The sequence below is a fragment of the Streptomyces lasiicapitis genome, from assembly GCF_014646335.1.
GTDB classification, from domain to species: Bacteria; Actinomycetota; Actinomycetes; order Streptomycetales; family Streptomycetaceae; genus Streptomyces; species Streptomyces lasiicapitis.
This window is the reverse complement of record NZ_BMNG01000006.1, coordinates 104599-118496: the sequence shown is the minus strand read 5'-3', so window position 1 is coordinate 118496 and position 13898 is coordinate 104599. Positions and strand designations below refer to the sequence as shown.

Genomic DNA, 13898 nt, shown 5'->3' with positions numbered 1-13898 from the left:
GGCCGTGCGAGAGAACGAGGAGGTGGTACCCGTGAACGCTGTATCGACATGGGTGCTCCCCTCCGGGGTCACGGTCGGGCGATAGGTCGTCCGGGAGCGCCGCAACTGAGCCCTCCCGAAAGGCACGACCATGCTGCACTTCACTTCCGAGCAGCGCCTCGACGACGGCGTCCTGGAACGCGAATTCACCCTGGGCGAGATCCCCGGCGTCCTGTGGACGCCCAAGTCCCCCACCCCGGCCCCGCTGATCCTCATGGCCCACAACAACGGCCTGCCCAAGAGTCAGGCCCGGCTGGTGGCTCGGGGCCGGCACACCGCGGCGTACGGCTACGCGGTGGCCACCATCGACGCCGCCGGGTGCGGTGACCGTCCCCGTTCCGCCGCCGACGAGCAGGCCCGCGCCGAACTCCGCCGGGCGATGCGGGCCGGCGAGCCGGTCGATGAGATCTTCGAGTCCCTCGTCGGCCCGCTGGTCGAGAACGCGGCCCCGGAATGGCGGACCACCCTGGACGCCCTCCTCGCCCTGCCCGAGATCGGCGGCCCCGTCGGCTACTCGGGGTGGATGGCCCTCGGCATCCGGCTCGCGGTGATCGAGCCGCGCCTCGCCGCCGCCGGTTTCTTCGCCGGGGGCTACGTACCCCGAGCCCAGCGTGAGGAGGCCCGGCAGCTCACCGTCCCCCTGTTGCTCCTGCTGCAGTGGGACGACGAAGGAAACCCCCGGCAGCGCGCCCTCGACCTGTTCGACGCCTTCGGCACCAAGGAAAAGACACTGCACGCCAACATGGGCGGCCACACCGGCACCCCATGGTTCGAGGGCGAGGACGCGAACCGGTTCTTCGGCCGCCACCTGAAGTAGGGCCAGGCACGGGTTACAAATTACAGATGACAGATTTCAAAACTTGAAATCTGTCAGTCGAGGGTGCATGGTGGAGGCACGGCGCCGGCGCGCCGTGGTCGCGGCGGTCGTTCGCCGCCCTCCACCCAGCACACTCCCAGGAGCCCTCATGCGCACCTTGAACCTCGGCACCACCGGCCCCACCACCTCCGCCCTCGGCCTCGGCTGCATGGGCATGTCCGCGCTGTACGGCGAGGCCGACCGCACGGAGTCCGTCGCGACGATCCACGCCGCCCTCGAAGCGGGCGTCACGCTCCTCGACACCGGCGACTTCTACGCGATGGGCCACAACGAACTCCTCATCGGCGAGGCCCTGCGCTCCGCCCCCGCCGCCCGCCGCGAACAGGCCCTCACCAGCGTGAAGTTCGGCGCCCTCCGCGACCCGGACGGCGGCTGGGCGGGCTACGACGGGCGCCCGGCCGCGGTGAAGAACTTCGCCGCGTACTCCCTGCAGCGTCTCGGCGTCGACCACATCGACGTCTACCGCATCGCCCGCATGGACCCGGACGTGCCGGTCGAGGAGACCGTCGGCGCCATCGCCGAGCTGGTCGAGAAGGGGCACGTGCGCCACATCGGGCTCTCGGAGGTCGGCGCCGACACCCTGCGCCGGGCCGCCGCCGTCGCCCCCATCTCGGACCTCCAGATCGAGTACTCGCTGATCTCGCGCGGCATCGAGGCCGAGATCCTGCCCACCGCCGCCGAGCTCGGCATCGGCGTCACCGCGTACGGCGTCCTGTCGCGCGGCCTGATCTCCGGCCACTTCACCCGCGACCGGCAGCTCGCCGCGAACGACTTCCGCGGCATCAGCCCCCGCTTCCAGGGCGAGAACCTCCAGCGCAACCTGGACCTCGTCGACGCCCTGCGCAAGATCGCCGACGACAAGGGCGTGAGCGTCGCGCAGACCGCCATCGCCTGGGTGCTCGCCCAGGGCCCGAAGTCCGGCGCCGCGATCGTGCCGCTGGTCGGCGCCCGCCGCCGCGACCGCCTCACCGAGGCCCTCGGCGCCCTGGACGTGACGCTCGACGACGCCGACCTCGCCGCCATCGAGCAGGCCGTCCCGGCAGGCGCCGCCGCGGGCTCCCGCTACCCCGAGGCGCAGATGGCGCACCTCGACAGCGAGCACTGACATGACCGGCCACCGCCCCGGCGGGTACCGACCGGTACCTTCTTGACCATGGCTACGACCGAGACCCTGACCGCCGAGCGCATCCTCGCCACGACCGAGGAGGTGCTGCGCCGCCACGGTGCCGCCAAGGCGACCGTGGTGGACGTGGCCCGCGCGCTCGGCGTCAGCCACGCCAGCGTGTACCGCCACTTCCGCACGAAGGCCGCGCTGCGCGAGGCGGTCACCAAGCGCTGGCTGGACCGGACGTCCGACGCCCTGTCCGGCGTGGTCGACGCGGAGGGCCCCGCCGAGGACCGGCTGCGGCGCTGGCTCGCCGGGCTCTTCGAGGCCAAGCAGCACAAGGCGGGCGACGACCCCGAGCTGTTCGCGACGTACACGGTCCTCGTCGGCGAGGCCAGCGAGGTCGTCGACGAGCACATCGCGGACCTCACCGGACAGCTCGCCGTGATCGTCCGACAGGGCTCCGAGGGCGGCGAGTTCGTCCCGTGCGACCCGGACGTCACGGCCCGCGCCCTGTTCGAGGCCACGGCCCGCTACCACGACCCGGCGTACGCCCCGGACTGGTCGCGCGCGGGCGTCGAGGACGCGTTCACCTCGCTGCTCGACCTGCTCGTACGGGGCCTGCGGCCCTGACGCCGCCACCGCCGCCCCACCCGATTCCCCCGTTCCGCTGACCCGCCCCCGCCCCTCCTGATTCCCTGAACCCCGGCACACCCGCGGGACATCAGGAGGAGCGAAGTGGCTTTAGGGGCAAGCGAGTTGACGGATCCAGGGAAGCTTGAAGCCGACTACGTCGTCGTCGGCGCCGGGTCCGCGGGCTGCGTACTCGCCGCACGGCTCAGCGAGGACCCGGACACCAGCGTCCTGCTGCTCGAAGCGGGCCCCCGCGACACGAAGGCGGACCTCGCCACGCCCTCCGCGTGGCCGTCGCTGTGGGGCACGGACGTGGACCACGGATACGCGACGCTGCCGCAGCCGGGCCTCGGCGGCACCACCCCGCCCTGCCCGCGCGGCCGCACCCTCGGCGGCTCCAGCGCCATCAACGCGATGGTGTTCCTGCGCGGCCACCGCGCCGACTACGACGCGTGGGCGGCGGCGGGCTGCGCCGGCTGGGGCTTCGACGAGCTGCTGCCGTACTTCCGGCGCATGGAGTCCGTACCGGGCGCCGGCAGCGCGGGCGCCGAACTCCGGGGCGGATCCGGCCCGTTGCGCCCCTCCCCCGCCCCGGACGCCGACGTCCACCCGCTCTCGCGCACCTTCGTCGACGCGGCCGTGGCCGCGGGACACCCCCTCACCGACGACTTCAACGGCGCCCGCCAGGAAGGCGCGGGCCTGCACGACCTGTCGGTCCTCGACGGGGCCCGGCAGAGCGCGGCCGACGCCTACCTGCACCCCGTCGCCGCGCACCGCCCGCACCTGACGGTGTCCACGGACTCCCGCGCGCACCGGCTGCTCTTCGACGGCGACCGGTGCACCGGCGTGGAGTTCACCCGCGGCGGCGAGACGGTACGGGCGTACGCGCGCGCCGAAGTGATCGTCAGCGCGGGCGCCGTCGACTCGCCCCGGCTCCTCATGCTGTCGGGCATCGGCCCGGCCGACGAGCTGCGCCGGGCCGGGGTCGAGGTCCGCCACGACCTGCCGGGCGTGGGCCGGGAACTCCAGGACCATCCGCTGTGCGGTCTCGTGTACGAGGCCGAGCGGCCGATACCGCCGGGCTGCCTGAACCTCTCGGAGGCCTCCCTCGCGTGGCGCAGCGAGGCGTCCCTGCCGGGCCCGGACATGCAGATGATGTTCATCCACCTGCCGTACCACCCGCCGACGATGACCGCGCCGGAGAACGGCTTCACCCTCGCCGTGGCCACGGTCCCGCGGGCCCGCGGCTCGATACGCCTCGCGGACGCCGACCCGGGCACGGCGCCGTTGATCGACCCCGGCTATCTCGGCGAGGAGTCGGACGTACGGCGCATGCTGCACGGCCTTGAGGTGGCGCGGGAGGTGGTGGCCTCGGGGCCGTTCGCCGAGTGGGGTCCGCGCGAGGTGCTTCCGGGGGCGGACGTCACGGACGAGGCGGGGCTGCGGGCGTTCCTCGCGGCGGCGACGGGTCCGTACTTCCACCTCGCGGGCAGCTGCGCGATGGGCACGGGCCCGGAGGCGGTGGTGACGCCGGACCTCAGGGTGCGGGGCGTGCCGGGCCTCAGGGTCGCGGACGCGTCGGTGATGCCGTCGCTCGTGTCGGTGAACACGAACGCGGCGGCGCTGGTCATCGCGGAGAAGGCGGCGGACCTGGTCCGCAACACCCACTAGCGGCCCGCGTCGGCCACCCGCGGAAACCGCCCTAATCAGCCGCGGGCGCCGACGGATCCACCGTCGCCTGGTGCTCCTGGGCCAGGTGTTCCTCCGCCTTGAGCCACGGCAGGAACTGCGCCTTGCGGCTCCATCCGCAGGTGTCGCAGGTCAACTGCCGCTGCACACCCGCTTTTTGCACGTGGACGATGTGTTCGCGCCCGTGCTGATCCCATCTGCTGACCTTGCTCGTGGTCGTCGAAGGCATGGCGCCCAGTGTGCAGCAAAGGCCCCCGATTCCGTGGCCGGAACCGGGGGCCTTCGTGACAAGAAAGCGTGAACGTCAGCAGCCGACGAGACGCGTGGCCAGGTAGCCCTCGATCTGGTCGAGGGACACCCGCTCCTGCTTCATGGTGTCGCGCTCGCGCACGGTCACCGCGTTGTCCTCAAGGGTGTCGAAGTCGACCGTCACGCAGTACGGCGTGCCGATCTCGTCCTGGCGGCGGTAGCGGCGGCCGATGGCGCCGGCGTCGTCGAACTCGATGTTCCAGTTCTGCCGCAGCGCGGTGGCCAGGCCCTTGGCCTTGGGCGAGAGCTCCGGGTTCCGCGACAGGGGCAGCACCGCGACCTTCACCGGGGCGATGCGGTGGTCGAAGCGCATGACCGTGCGCTTCTCCAGCTTGCCCTTGGCGTTGGGCGCCTCGTCCTCGATGTAGGAGTCGAGCAGGAAGGCGAGCATGGTACGGCCGACACCGGCGGCGGGCTCGATGACGTACGGAGTCCAGCGCTCGCCGGCCTCCTGGTCGAAGTAGGACAGGTCCTGGCCGGAGGCCTTGGAGTGCGCCGACAGGTCGTAGTCGGTGCGGTTGGCGACGCCCTCCAGCTCGCCCCACTCGCTGCCGCCGAACTGGAAGCGGTACTCGATGTCAGCGGTGCGCTTGGAGTAGTGGGAGAGCTTCTCCTTCGGGTGCTCGAACCACCGCATGTTCTCCTCGCGCAGGCCCAGGCCGGTGTACCAGTTCCAGCGCTGCTCCATCCAGTACTCCTGCCACTTCTCGTCCTCGCCCGGCTTGACGAAGAACTCCATCTCCATCTGCTCGAACTCGCGGGTGCGGAAGATGAAGTTGCCGGGCGTGATCTCGTTGCGGAAGGACTTGCCCATCTGGGCGATGCCGAACGGCGGCTTGCGGCGCGAAGTCGTCTGCACCTGGGCGAAGTTGGTGAAGATGCCCTGGGCGGTCTCGGGGCGCAGGTAGGCGACGGAGCCGCTGTCCTGGGTGGGACCGAGGTGCGTGGAAAGCAGACCCGAGAACTGCTTGGGCTCGGTGAACTGACCCTTGGTGCCGCAGTTGGGGCAGTTGATGTCGGCGAGGCTCTCCGGGGCGCGGCCCTTCTTCTCCTGGAAGGCCTCCTCCAGGTGGTCCGCGCGGAAGCGCTTGTGGCAGGAGGTGCACTCGGTCAGCGGGTCGGTGAAGGTGGCGACGTGGCCGGAGGCCTGCCAGACGTCGGTGGCCAGGATCACGGACGAGTCGATGCCGACGACGTCTTCCCGCGAGGTGACCATGTAGCGCCACCACTGACGCTTGAGGTTCTCCTTCAGCTCGACGCCCAGGGGTCCGTAGTCCCAGGCGGCTCGCTGGCCGCCGTAGATCTCACTGCACGGAAAGACGAAGCCTCGGCGCTTGCTCAGGCTGACGATGGTGTCGATCTTGTCGGCGGCCACGGTGCTCTCTTCATTACGACGACGGCGAAGCCACGCTTCAGGGCTGACGAAGCGCATGCCTCAGGAGCGAATGCTTCAGATTACCGGCGGCCGTACCCCTCGGATCAAATCGGTTCGGGTGCGGGCCGGTTCCCGCTGTCGCCGAGCGCGAGCAGACGCGTACAGATCGACACTTTGTTGACAACCGTTTCCAAGTTTGTTGAAAATGACTGTCATGAACGTACGACGCCTCATACCCAGCGCAGTCCTCGCCACCGCCACGGTGCTGGGCCTGTCCGCCCTCACCGCCTGCTCCTCCGACGCGGCGGACAAGAACAACGAGGGCAAGCTGGACGTGGTGGCGTCGTTCTACCCCATGGAGTTCCTGGCCAAGGAGATCGGCGGCGACGACGTCGAGGTCACGACTCTGACCGAGCCCGGCCAGGAGCCGCACGACCTGGAGATCAGCGCCAAGCAGACGGCGCAGCTGGAGAACGCGGACGCCGCGCTCTTCCTGAAGGGACTGCAGCCCTCCGTCGACGAGGCCATCGGCCAGTCCGGCATCAAGACCAAGATCGACGCCGCTTCCCTGACCAGCATGGAGAAGCACGGCACCGAGGTCGGCGGGCACGCCAAGGAGCACGACGAGCACGGCTCCGAGGAGGAGCACGGCCACGAGGGCGAAGAGTCCCACGAGGGCGAAGAGGGTCACGAGGAGGGCCACGAGGGTCACAGCCACGAGACCCCCGGCGGCAAGGACCCCCACATCTGGCTCGACCCGGTGAAGTACGCCGAGGTCGCCGAGGGCGTCGGCAAGGCCTTCGCGAAGGCCGACCCGGATCACAGGGCCACGTACGAGAAGAACACCGCCGCCCTGGTGAAGAAGCTGACGGGCCTGGACACGGACTTCAAGAACGGCCTGAAGAACACCGACTCGAAGGTCTTCATCACCACGCACGCCGCCTTCGGCTACCTCGCCGAGCGCTACGGCCTGACCGAGGAGGCCATCTCCGGCCTGGACCCGGAGGGCGAGCCCAGCGCGAACCGCGTCAGGGACCTCCAGGAGATGGCGAAGGCCGACGGCGTCACGACGGTGTTCTACGAGACGCTGGTCAGCGACAAGACCGCGAAGACCCTCGCGAAGGACGCGAAGCTGAAGACGGACGTGCTCGACCCGATCGAGGGCATCACGAAGAAGTCGAAGGGCGACGACTACATCGAGGTGATGCGGTCCAATCTCGCCGCCCTCCAGAAGGCTCTCGGCGCCAAGTGACCCCCGCCACAAGCCCGTCACTGTCGCCGTCACCGTCACCGGACCCGTCACGGAAGGCAACCGCCATGGCCGATGCCAAGAGTGAGCCCGTCATATCCCTGCGCGAGGTGACGGCCGAGCTGGGCGGGCGCCCGGTCCTCCGTGGCATCGACCTCGCCGTGGGCCGCGGCGAGGTCGTCGCGCTGCTCGGCGCGAACGGCTCCGGCAAGTCGACGGCCGTGCGCACGGTCATCGGGCAGGTCCCGGTGACGGGCGGCTCGGTCGAGATCTTCGGTACGCCGCGTCGGCGCTTCCGCGACTGGGCGCGGGTCGGCTACGTCCCGCAGCGCACGACGGCCGCGGGCGGCGTCCCCGCGACGGTCACGGAGGTCGTGACGTCCGGCCGGCTCGCGCGGGCCCGCTTCGGCGTGCTGCGCAAGGCCGACCGTGCGGCGGTCACGAACGCCCTGGAGCTGGTCGGCATGGCGGACCGCGCGAAGGACTCGGTGAGCGCCCTCTCCGGCGGCCAGCACCAGCGCGTCCTGATCGCCCGCGCCCTCGTCTCCGAGCCCGAACTGCTGATCATGGACGAGCCGATGGCGGGCGTCGACCTGGCCAGCCAGGAGGTCCTCGCGGCCACCCTGCGCCACCAGGTCGAGCAGGGCGCGTCCGTCCTGCTCGTGCTGCACGAGCTGGGCCCCCTGGAGCCGCTCATCGACCGCGCGGTCGTCCTGCGCGACGGCTGCGTGCTGCACGACGGCCCGCCGCCCAAGGCCGTCGGCCAGCACGCGCTGCCCGGCCACGACCACGTCCACCCCCACGACGCCGACGCGGCCCCGGTCCGCACCGGCCTGCTCACCTGAGGACCGGCGATGGAATTCCTGAACTACGCGTTCATGCAGCGGGCGCTGCTCGCCGCCGCCCTCGTCGGCGTCACGGCCCCCGCCGTCGGCATCTATCTGGTGCAGCGCCGCCAGGCCCTCATGGGCGACGGAATCGGCCATGTCGCGATGACGGGTGTCGGCCTCGGCTTCCTCCTCTCGACCTCCCCGGTGTGGATGGCGACGGCGGTCGCGGTCGTCGGAGCTGTCGCGATGGAGCTGATCCGCTGGTACGGCAAGACGCGCGGCGACATCGCGCTCGCGATGCTGTTCTACGGCGGCATGGCGGGCGGCGTGATGCTGATCAACCTCGCCCCTGGCGGCTCGAACGCGAACCTGAGCTCCTACCTCTTCGGCTCGCTGTCGACGGTCTCGGAGGAGGACGTGACGGCGATCTGTCTGCTCGCCGCGTTCGTGGTCCTCGTCACGGTCGGTCTGCGCCGCCAGTTGTTCGCGGTGAGCCAGGACGAGGAGTTCGCGCGTGTGACGGGTCTGCCGGTGCGGGCCCTGAACCTCCTGACGGCCGTGACGGCGGCGGTCACGGTCACCGTCGCCATGCGGGTCGTGGGCCTGCTGCTCGTGTCGGCGCTCATGGTGGTGCCGGTGGCGGCGGCGCAGCAGCTCACCCGGAGCTTCGCGGCGACGTTCGCGATCGCGGTGGCCATCGGGGTCTCCGTGACGCTCGGCGGCACGGTCACGTCGTACTACCAAGACGTGCCGCCGGGAGCGACGATCGTGCTCCTGACGATCGGCGTGTTCATCGTGCTCACGCTGCTCGCGACGCCTCTCGCGCGCCGGAGGGCGCGGGCGTCGGCGGCGCGCGACGCGGCATGCACGGCGGATGTGCCGGGCTCGCGGCCCACGTCGGACGAGGTCACTGTCTGAGATCACTCTGGTCACCGTCCGGCGGCTACCTGGCACAATGGCCGGGCGAGAGACGACGCACCACGCGAGTGCGGACGAGTGCTGACGAGTGCTGGGAGGCACCTGTGACGACCGCTGCGGGACCCCCCGTACGAGGCCGGTCCACCCGGCAGCGCGCCGCTGTGGCGGCCGCGCTCGACGAGGTGGAAGAGTTCCGCAGCGCGCAGGAGCTCCACGACATGCTCAAGCACCGCGGTGACTCCGTGGGCCTGACGACGGTCTACCGCACGCTCCAGTCCCTCGCCGACGCCGGCGAGGTCGACGTGCTGCGCACCAACGACGGCGAGTCGGTCTACCGCCGCTGCTCGACCGGCGAGCACCACCACCACCTGGTCTGCCGCGTCTGCGGCAAGGCCGTGGAGGTCGAGGGCCCCGCGGTCGAGTCGTGGGCGGAGTCGATCGCCGCGGAGCACGGCTTCGTGAACGTGGCGCACACGGTGGAGATCTTCGGCACGTGCGAGGACTGCTCGGCGCGAGCCTGAGCAGTCCCCGTACGTCTGATCAACTGTTGGCGATCTGCTCCTCGTTCGGGATGGCGCCCCCGAAGCGGCGGTCGCGCGAGGCGTACTCCAGGCAGGCGCGCCACAGGTCGCGGCGGTCGAAGTCGGGCCACAGGACGTCCTGGAAGACCATCTCGGCGTAGCTGGACTGCCAGATCAGGTAGTTGGACGTGCGCTGCTCGCCGCTGGGCCGCAGGAAGAGATCCACGTCCGGCATGTCCGGGTAGTACATATATTTCGCAAAAGTCTTCTCATTGACCTTGCCCGGGTCGAGCTTGCCCGCCGCGACGTCGCGGGCGATGGCCTGCGCGGCGTCGGCGATCTCGGCGCGGCCGCCGTAGTTGACGCAGAAGTACAGGGTCATGGCGTCGTTCTTGACGGTCTGCTCCTGGGCGACCTGGAGCTCCTGGACGACGGACTTCCACATCTTGGGCATGCGGCCGACCCAGCGGATCCGGATGCCCAGTTCGTCCATTTCGTCCCGGCGGCGCCGGATGACGTCCCGGTTGAAGTTCATGAGGAAGCGGACCTCTTCGGGGGACCGCTTCCAGTTCTCCGTGGAGAAGGCGTACAGGGACAGATTCTTGACCCCCATCTCCAAGCACCCCTTGAGGACATCAAGTACGACGCCCTCGCCGACCTTGTGCCCCTCCGTGCGCGGCAGGCCGCGGTCCTTGGCCCACCGGCCGTTGCCGTCCATGACGACGGCGACGTGCTTGGGGACCAGCTCGCCGGGGATCTTCGGCGGCCGCGCTCCCGAGGGGTGGGGCTCGGGCAGCTTGTACTCGCGGCGGGACCGTCCGAGGATTCCGCGTCGTGCCATGAGGTGACTACTCCGTTTTCTATACGTTTTTCTCTACGTACCGAAGCGAGCGCAGGCCGCGCTCCAAGTGCCAGTGCAGATAGGCCGATACGAGCCCACTGCCCTCGCGCACGTGGCGCGCCTCGCAGGCGTCGGCCGTCGCCCAGTCGCCGGTCAGCAGCGCGCCGAGGTGCGTCAGGGTCTCCGCCGAGGGTACGACGCTGCCCGGCACCCGGCAGTCGGCGCAAATCGAGCCGCCCGCGGCGACGGAGAAGAAGCGGTTGGGGCCCGGCATGCCGCATTTGGCACAGTCCGTGAAGGTGGGCGCGTAGCCGTTCACGGCAAGCGAGCGCAACAGAAACGCATCCAGAACAAGATGCGGCTCATGCTCCCCACGAGCGAGCGTCCGCAGCCCGCCCACCAACAGCAGATACTGCTGGACGGCAGGCTCCCCCTCATGATCGGTGAACCGTTCCGCCGTCTCCAGCATGGCGGTCCCGGCGGTGTAGCGCGCGTAATCGCTCACGATCCCACCACCGTACGGAGCGATGGTCTCACTCTGCGTACACAACGGCAGTCCGCGCCCGACGAGTTCACTGCCCCGCGCGAAGAACTGCACGTCCACGTGCGAGAAGGGCTCGAGCCGCGCCCCGAACTTGGACTTCGTGCGCCGCACCCCCCGGGCCACGGCCCGCACCCTCCCGTGCCCGCGTGTGAGCAGCGTGATGATGCGGTCCGCCTCACCCAGCTTCTGGGTGCGCAGCACGACACCGTCGTCACGGAACAGGCTCATGGGCCCATTCTCCCGTACGCCGCCCCCGCGACGGCCCCGGGTTCGGGGCGGGGCGCCCGCCCCCTGGCCAAGCGGGCGCCGACCGCCCTCCGTCAAGGCACCTCGCCCCGGCTGCGGGCGTTCGCGTACGCCGTCGCCGCGCGCAGCCGCTCGGCGCTCGTGGCCGTCCTGAGCGCGTCCGGGGCGCAGTCCCACTCCCGGCCGCCACCGTACGGCCGCAGCTGCACGTACGGGCCTTCGTGGCCCATCACCTTGCCGACCCGGCCCGAGCGGGTGTCCACGGCGTACGTCCCGATGGGGAGCCTCACGGGTTCGCCGCCCCTCGGCCCAGCCTCGCCGCGAGGCGTGCCGCCGTCTCCACCGAGCAGCGGCCCAATTCCACCAGTGGACATGGCGCCTCTCTGACGACCGTCGCCGGATCGACCCGCAAGGACGGCAAAGAAATTCCTGCCCTCGCCAGGGCAGCGCGCAATTCTTCCACTGTTTCCTCCGCCTCTTCGAGACAACCTGCAGAGTGCCGGTTGCCTGCGGCGCTATTCGCCGTCACAGGGCTCCCCTTTGCCGCCGGATTTCACGCTTCGTGTCCCCACGGTGACGCATTGCGTCTACTGTTGGCAGGAGTCTGTGCGCTACAAGTGCGGGGCTGAGGAGGGGAGTTCATCCATGGCCAAGGGTTCACACGGATCGCGGCAGGCCGCGTGGGAGTTCTTCGGGGCGGAGTTGAAGCGGCGGCGCGAGGACGCCGCGTTTACGCAGGTCGAGCTGGGGGCTCGGGTCTTTGTCTCCGGTGGGTACATCGGCCAGTTCGAACAGGCTATTCGTAAGCCTCAGTTGGATGTGGCGCAGCGGATCGATGAGGTTCTGCAAACCGGAGGCTTTTTCGAGCGGATGTGGCGCAAGCTGATCAAAGACAAACGCTACGCGGAGTATTTCGAAGCGGCGGCCGAGCTTGAGCGGCTGGCGACGGACATCTTCGAGTACGCACCTGCGGTGGTGCCGGGGCTACTGCAGACCCCCGAGTACGCGCGGGCAGTCTTCGTTGCGAGCAACCCACTGGCCACCGACGAGTACATCGACGAACTCGTCAGGGCACGTATGGAGCGGGTGCTGCTCCTCAAGGACGCTACAAGGCCCATGTATTGGGGCGTGCTCCACGAGACCGTGCTGCGCATCCCGGTCGGCGGTCCCGACGTGATGGCCCGGCAGCTCGATCACATCGCCGCGATGGTCCGCGAGCACAAGGTGCTGGTCCAGGTGCTCCCGTTCGCCGCCGGTGCCCATCCGGAGATGGGCAAGATGATCTGGCTCATGGAGTTCGAGGACGCCCCGCCAACTGTCTATACAGAAGCCGTCCTTTCGGGCAATTTGCTGGACGATCCGGCGGTGGTGAAGCGGACCAGGGCGTCTTACGATCTCATCAGGGCCGCCGCGAAGTCGCCGAAGGCGACCCTGACCCTGCTGGAGTCGGCGGCGAAGGACCACAGACGATGCGTGAGTTCGACCTGAGCAATGCCCGCTGGCGCAAGAGCAGCTACAGCGGCGGCAGCGGCGGGGAAGCCTGCGTCGAAGTCGCGTACGACTTCGTGGGCGCCGCCCGTTGGCGCAAGAGCAGCCACAGCAACGGCGAAGGCGGCGACTGTGTCGAGGTCGCCGACGGCATACCGGGCCTCGTCCCCCTCCGGGACAGCAAAGTGGCGCCCCACGGTCCCGTGGTGATCGTCGGCGCCGCCGCCTGGAACACCTTCATACGCGACGTCGGCGCCAGTACGCCCAGGTGACCGCCCCGAGCAGCGGCCCCCACAGCAACAACGGGGCGTAGCTCACGTACAGAGCCGCCGCCTCCCACGCCCCCTGCCGCGTGGGGTAGTCGTCGGAGAGCTCCTCACCGGTGATGGTGACCCCGCGCGCCTCGGCGATGAACGCCGACGTCCACAGCACCGTCACCGCGACAGCGCCGAGCGCCGCCGGGACGACCGCCGCGAGCGGCCGCACCCCGCGCCCCCGCAGGAACGGCACCCAGCGCGGGAACACCTCGCCCCAGCGGGCGACGAGCCCCACCGCCGTGAAGGCGAACAGCTCGGACACGACCGACAGCAGCACCAGGTAGAACCACCCCGGCATCCATGCAGGGAGATCCCCCTGCATGTCGTGGGTGCCGTCGTCGAGGAACCAGGCCGCGATCCGCCAGACGCACGACGGCAACGCGGTGAGCGGCACGGCCAGCGCGGCGAGCCGCGCCCAGCGGGGCACCCCGGCGGCGGGGGCGTGCGCGGCCACCCAGCAGGCACGCAACCGGCCGCCCGGGGGCAGGGGTTCGGTACGGATGTCGGTCATGGACCAACGATGACGATCACCGCACCCGGCCCGGATCACCTGCCGGAACGAACCACCTCCACCGCGCGGGGGACCCCGGATCAGCCCAGCAGATCGACGGGTGCGTACACGGAGAGGGCGGTCGGGCCCGTACGCCCGGGGTGGTCGTCGCGCAGCACCTCGCCGAGGGTGGCGTCGGCGGTGGCCAACGCGCCCATGGAGGCGGCAAGTTCGCGGTCGTCGACGACGAGGGGGGTGAAGGTGCTGGCCCTGCCGGGGGCTCCCCAAGCCCGCCCCTTCCCGTAACCAGGGGGCTGCCGCCCCCTGGACCCCCGCTGTCGGCCTGAACGGCCTCGTCCTCAAACGCCGGACGGGCTGATAGTGCCGACTGCGTGCCGTAGGACGGATCGGACGGGTGGGTGGGATA

Annotated in this window: 16 protein-coding genes; 10 read left to right on the top strand and 6 right to left on the bottom strand. The window is 70.3% G+C overall.

Features of this window, described 5'->3' with window-relative positions; genetic code table 11:
- Positions 1 to 133: 133 nt before the first annotated feature.
- From IEY91_RS14680 to IEY91_RS14665, 4 genes are all read left to right on the top strand, one after another.
- Positions 134 to 856: a dienelactone hydrolase family protein gene (locus IEY91_RS14680; RefSeq protein ID WP_189174473.1), complete on the top strand. Its 723-nt coding sequence runs from the start codon at positions 134 to 136 to the stop codon at positions 854 to 856.
- A 148-nt stretch (positions 857 to 1004) separates the two neighbouring features.
- A complete protein-coding gene (locus IEY91_RS14675) occupies positions 1005 to 2021 on the top strand; it encodes an aldo/keto reductase (RefSeq protein WP_189174273.1) in 1017 nt (338 codons plus the stop codon).
- A gap of 48 nt (positions 2022 to 2069) precedes the next feature.
- Positions 2070 to 2654, top strand: a complete 585-nt coding sequence (locus IEY91_RS14670; RefSeq protein ID WP_189174272.1) for a TetR/AcrR family transcriptional regulator — start codon at positions 2070 to 2072, stop codon at positions 2652 to 2654.
- 126 nt (positions 2655 to 2780) lie between these two features.
- Positions 2781 to 4325, top strand: coding sequence for a GMC family oxidoreductase (locus IEY91_RS14665; RefSeq protein WP_229696959.1), 1545 nt, complete (start codon positions 2781 to 2783; stop codon positions 4323 to 4325).
- Positions 4326 to 4356: 31 nt separating this feature from the next.
- Here IEY91_RS14665 and IEY91_RS14660 read toward each other — a convergent pair whose 3' ends face one another.
- Both IEY91_RS14660 and IEY91_RS14655 read right to left on the bottom strand, forming a co-directional pair.
- A complete protein-coding gene (locus IEY91_RS14660) occupies positions 4357 to 4572 on the bottom strand; it encodes a hypothetical protein (RefSeq protein ID WP_164325253.1) in 216 nt (71 codons plus the stop codon).
- 75 nt (positions 4573 to 4647) lie between these two features.
- Positions 4648 to 6027, bottom strand: a complete 1380-nt coding sequence (locus IEY91_RS14655) for a glycine--tRNA ligase (protein ID WP_189174270.1) — start codon at positions 6025 to 6027, stop codon at positions 4648 to 4650.
- A 214-nt stretch (positions 6028 to 6241) separates the two neighbouring features.
- On the opposite strand from IEY91_RS14655, the gene IEY91_RS14650 reads away from it, so the two are divergent.
- The 4 genes from IEY91_RS14650 to IEY91_RS14635 all read left to right on the top strand — a co-directional run bounded on the left by IEY91_RS14650 (position 6242) and on the right by IEY91_RS14635 (position 9545).
- On the top strand, positions 6242 to 7279 hold the full coding sequence (locus IEY91_RS14650; RefSeq protein WP_189174269.1) for a metal ABC transporter substrate-binding protein: 1038 nt from the start codon (positions 6242 to 6244) through the stop codon (positions 7277 to 7279).
- 65 nt (positions 7280 to 7344) lie between these two features.
- On the top strand, positions 7345 to 8121 hold the full coding sequence (locus tag IEY91_RS14645; RefSeq protein ID WP_164325247.1) for a metal ABC transporter ATP-binding protein: 777 nt from the start codon (positions 7345 to 7347) through the stop codon (positions 8119 to 8121).
- A 9-nt stretch (positions 8122 to 8130) separates the two neighbouring features.
- Entirely contained in the window at positions 8131 to 9024 is an 894-nt protein-coding gene (locus IEY91_RS14640) for a metal ABC transporter permease (RefSeq protein WP_164325245.1), read from the top strand.
- 104 nt (positions 9025 to 9128) lie between these two features.
- Positions 9129 to 9545, top strand: coding sequence for a Fur family transcriptional regulator (locus IEY91_RS14635; RefSeq protein WP_164325243.1), 417 nt, complete (start codon positions 9129 to 9131; stop codon positions 9543 to 9545).
- 19 nt (positions 9546 to 9564) lie between these two features.
- Here IEY91_RS14635 and IEY91_RS14630 read toward each other — a convergent pair whose 3' ends face one another.
- The 3 genes from IEY91_RS14630 to IEY91_RS14620 form a co-directional block, all read right to left on the bottom strand.
- Positions 9565 to 10386, bottom strand: a complete 822-nt coding sequence (locus IEY91_RS14630) for an isoprenyl transferase (RefSeq protein ID WP_164325241.1) — start codon at positions 10384 to 10386, stop codon at positions 9565 to 9567.
- A 19-nt stretch (positions 10387 to 10405) separates the two neighbouring features.
- Entirely contained in the window at positions 10406 to 11158 is a 753-nt protein-coding gene (gene recO, locus IEY91_RS14625; RefSeq protein ID WP_164325239.1) for a DNA repair protein RecO, read from the bottom strand.
- A gap of 92 nt (positions 11159 to 11250) precedes the next feature.
- Positions 11251 to 11466 (bottom strand): hypothetical protein, encoded by a 216-nt coding sequence (locus IEY91_RS14620; RefSeq protein ID WP_164325237.1) that lies wholly within the window; start codon positions 11464 to 11466, stop codon positions 11251 to 11253.
- A 355-nt stretch (positions 11467 to 11821) separates the two neighbouring features.
- Between IEY91_RS14620 and IEY91_RS14615 the strand changes: the two genes are divergently transcribed.
- Together IEY91_RS14615 and IEY91_RS14610 are read left to right on the top strand one after the other, a co-directional pair.
- Positions 11822 to 12664, top strand: coding sequence for a helix-turn-helix domain-containing protein (locus IEY91_RS14615; protein ID WP_189174268.1), 843 nt, complete (start codon positions 11822 to 11824; stop codon positions 12662 to 12664).
- The gene (locus IEY91_RS14610) at positions 12646 to 12936 is read left to right on the top strand and encodes a DUF397 domain-containing protein (protein ID WP_189174267.1); all 291 of its coding nucleotides are present in this window, start codon (positions 12646 to 12648) and stop codon (positions 12934 to 12936) included. Before IEY91_RS14615 ends, IEY91_RS14610 begins: the two co-directional genes overlap by 19 nt.
- Here the strand turns inward: IEY91_RS14610 and IEY91_RS14605 are convergent.
- The gene (locus tag IEY91_RS14605) at positions 12902 to 13492 is read right to left on the bottom strand and encodes a hypothetical protein (RefSeq protein WP_164325231.1); all 591 of its coding nucleotides are present in this window, start codon (positions 13490 to 13492) and stop codon (positions 12902 to 12904) included. The two genes, IEY91_RS14610 and IEY91_RS14605, sit on opposite strands and share 35 nt — an antisense overlap.
- Positions 13493 to 13898 lie beyond the last annotated feature (406 nt).

Bases quoted from the DNA above. Each gene is read 5' to 3' on its own strand.
- IEY91_RS14610 (WP_189174267.1), top strand. From the start codon at position 12,646: ATGCGTGAGTTCGACCTGAGCAATGCCCGCTGGCGCAAGAGCAGCTAC.
- IEY91_RS14630 (WP_164325241.1), bottom strand. From the start codon at position 10,386: ATGGCACGACGCGGAATCCTCGGACGGTCCCGCCGCGAGTACAAGCTG.
- IEY91_RS14650 (WP_189174269.1), top strand. From the start codon at position 6,242: ATGAACGTACGACGCCTCATACCCAGCGCAGTCCTCGCCACCGCCACG.
- IEY91_RS14660 (WP_164325253.1), bottom strand. From the start codon at position 4,572: ATGCCTTCGACGACCACGAGCAAGGTCAGCAGATGGGATCAGCACGGG.
- IEY91_RS14645 (WP_164325247.1), top strand. From the start codon at position 7,345: ATGGCCGATGCCAAGAGTGAGCCCGTCATATCCCTGCGCGAGGTGACG.
- IEY91_RS14615 (WP_189174268.1), top strand. From the start codon at position 11,822: ATGGCCAAGGGTTCACACGGATCGCGGCAGGCCGCGTGGGAGTTCTTC.
- IEY91_RS14640 (WP_164325245.1), top strand. From the start codon at position 8,131: ATGGAATTCCTGAACTACGCGTTCATGCAGCGGGCGCTGCTCGCCGCC.
- IEY91_RS14605 (WP_164325231.1), bottom strand. From the start codon at position 13,492: ATGACCGACATCCGTACCGAACCCCTGCCCCCGGGCGGCCGGTTGCGT.
- recO (WP_164325239.1), bottom strand. From the start codon at position 11,158: ATGAGCCTGTTCCGTGACGACGGTGTCGTGCTGCGCACCCAGAAGCTG.
- IEY91_RS14670 (WP_189174272.1), top strand. From the start codon at position 2,070: ATGGCTACGACCGAGACCCTGACCGCCGAGCGCATCCTCGCCACGACC.
- IEY91_RS14675 (WP_189174273.1), top strand. From the start codon at position 1,005: ATGCGCACCTTGAACCTCGGCACCACCGGCCCCACCACCTCCGCCCTC.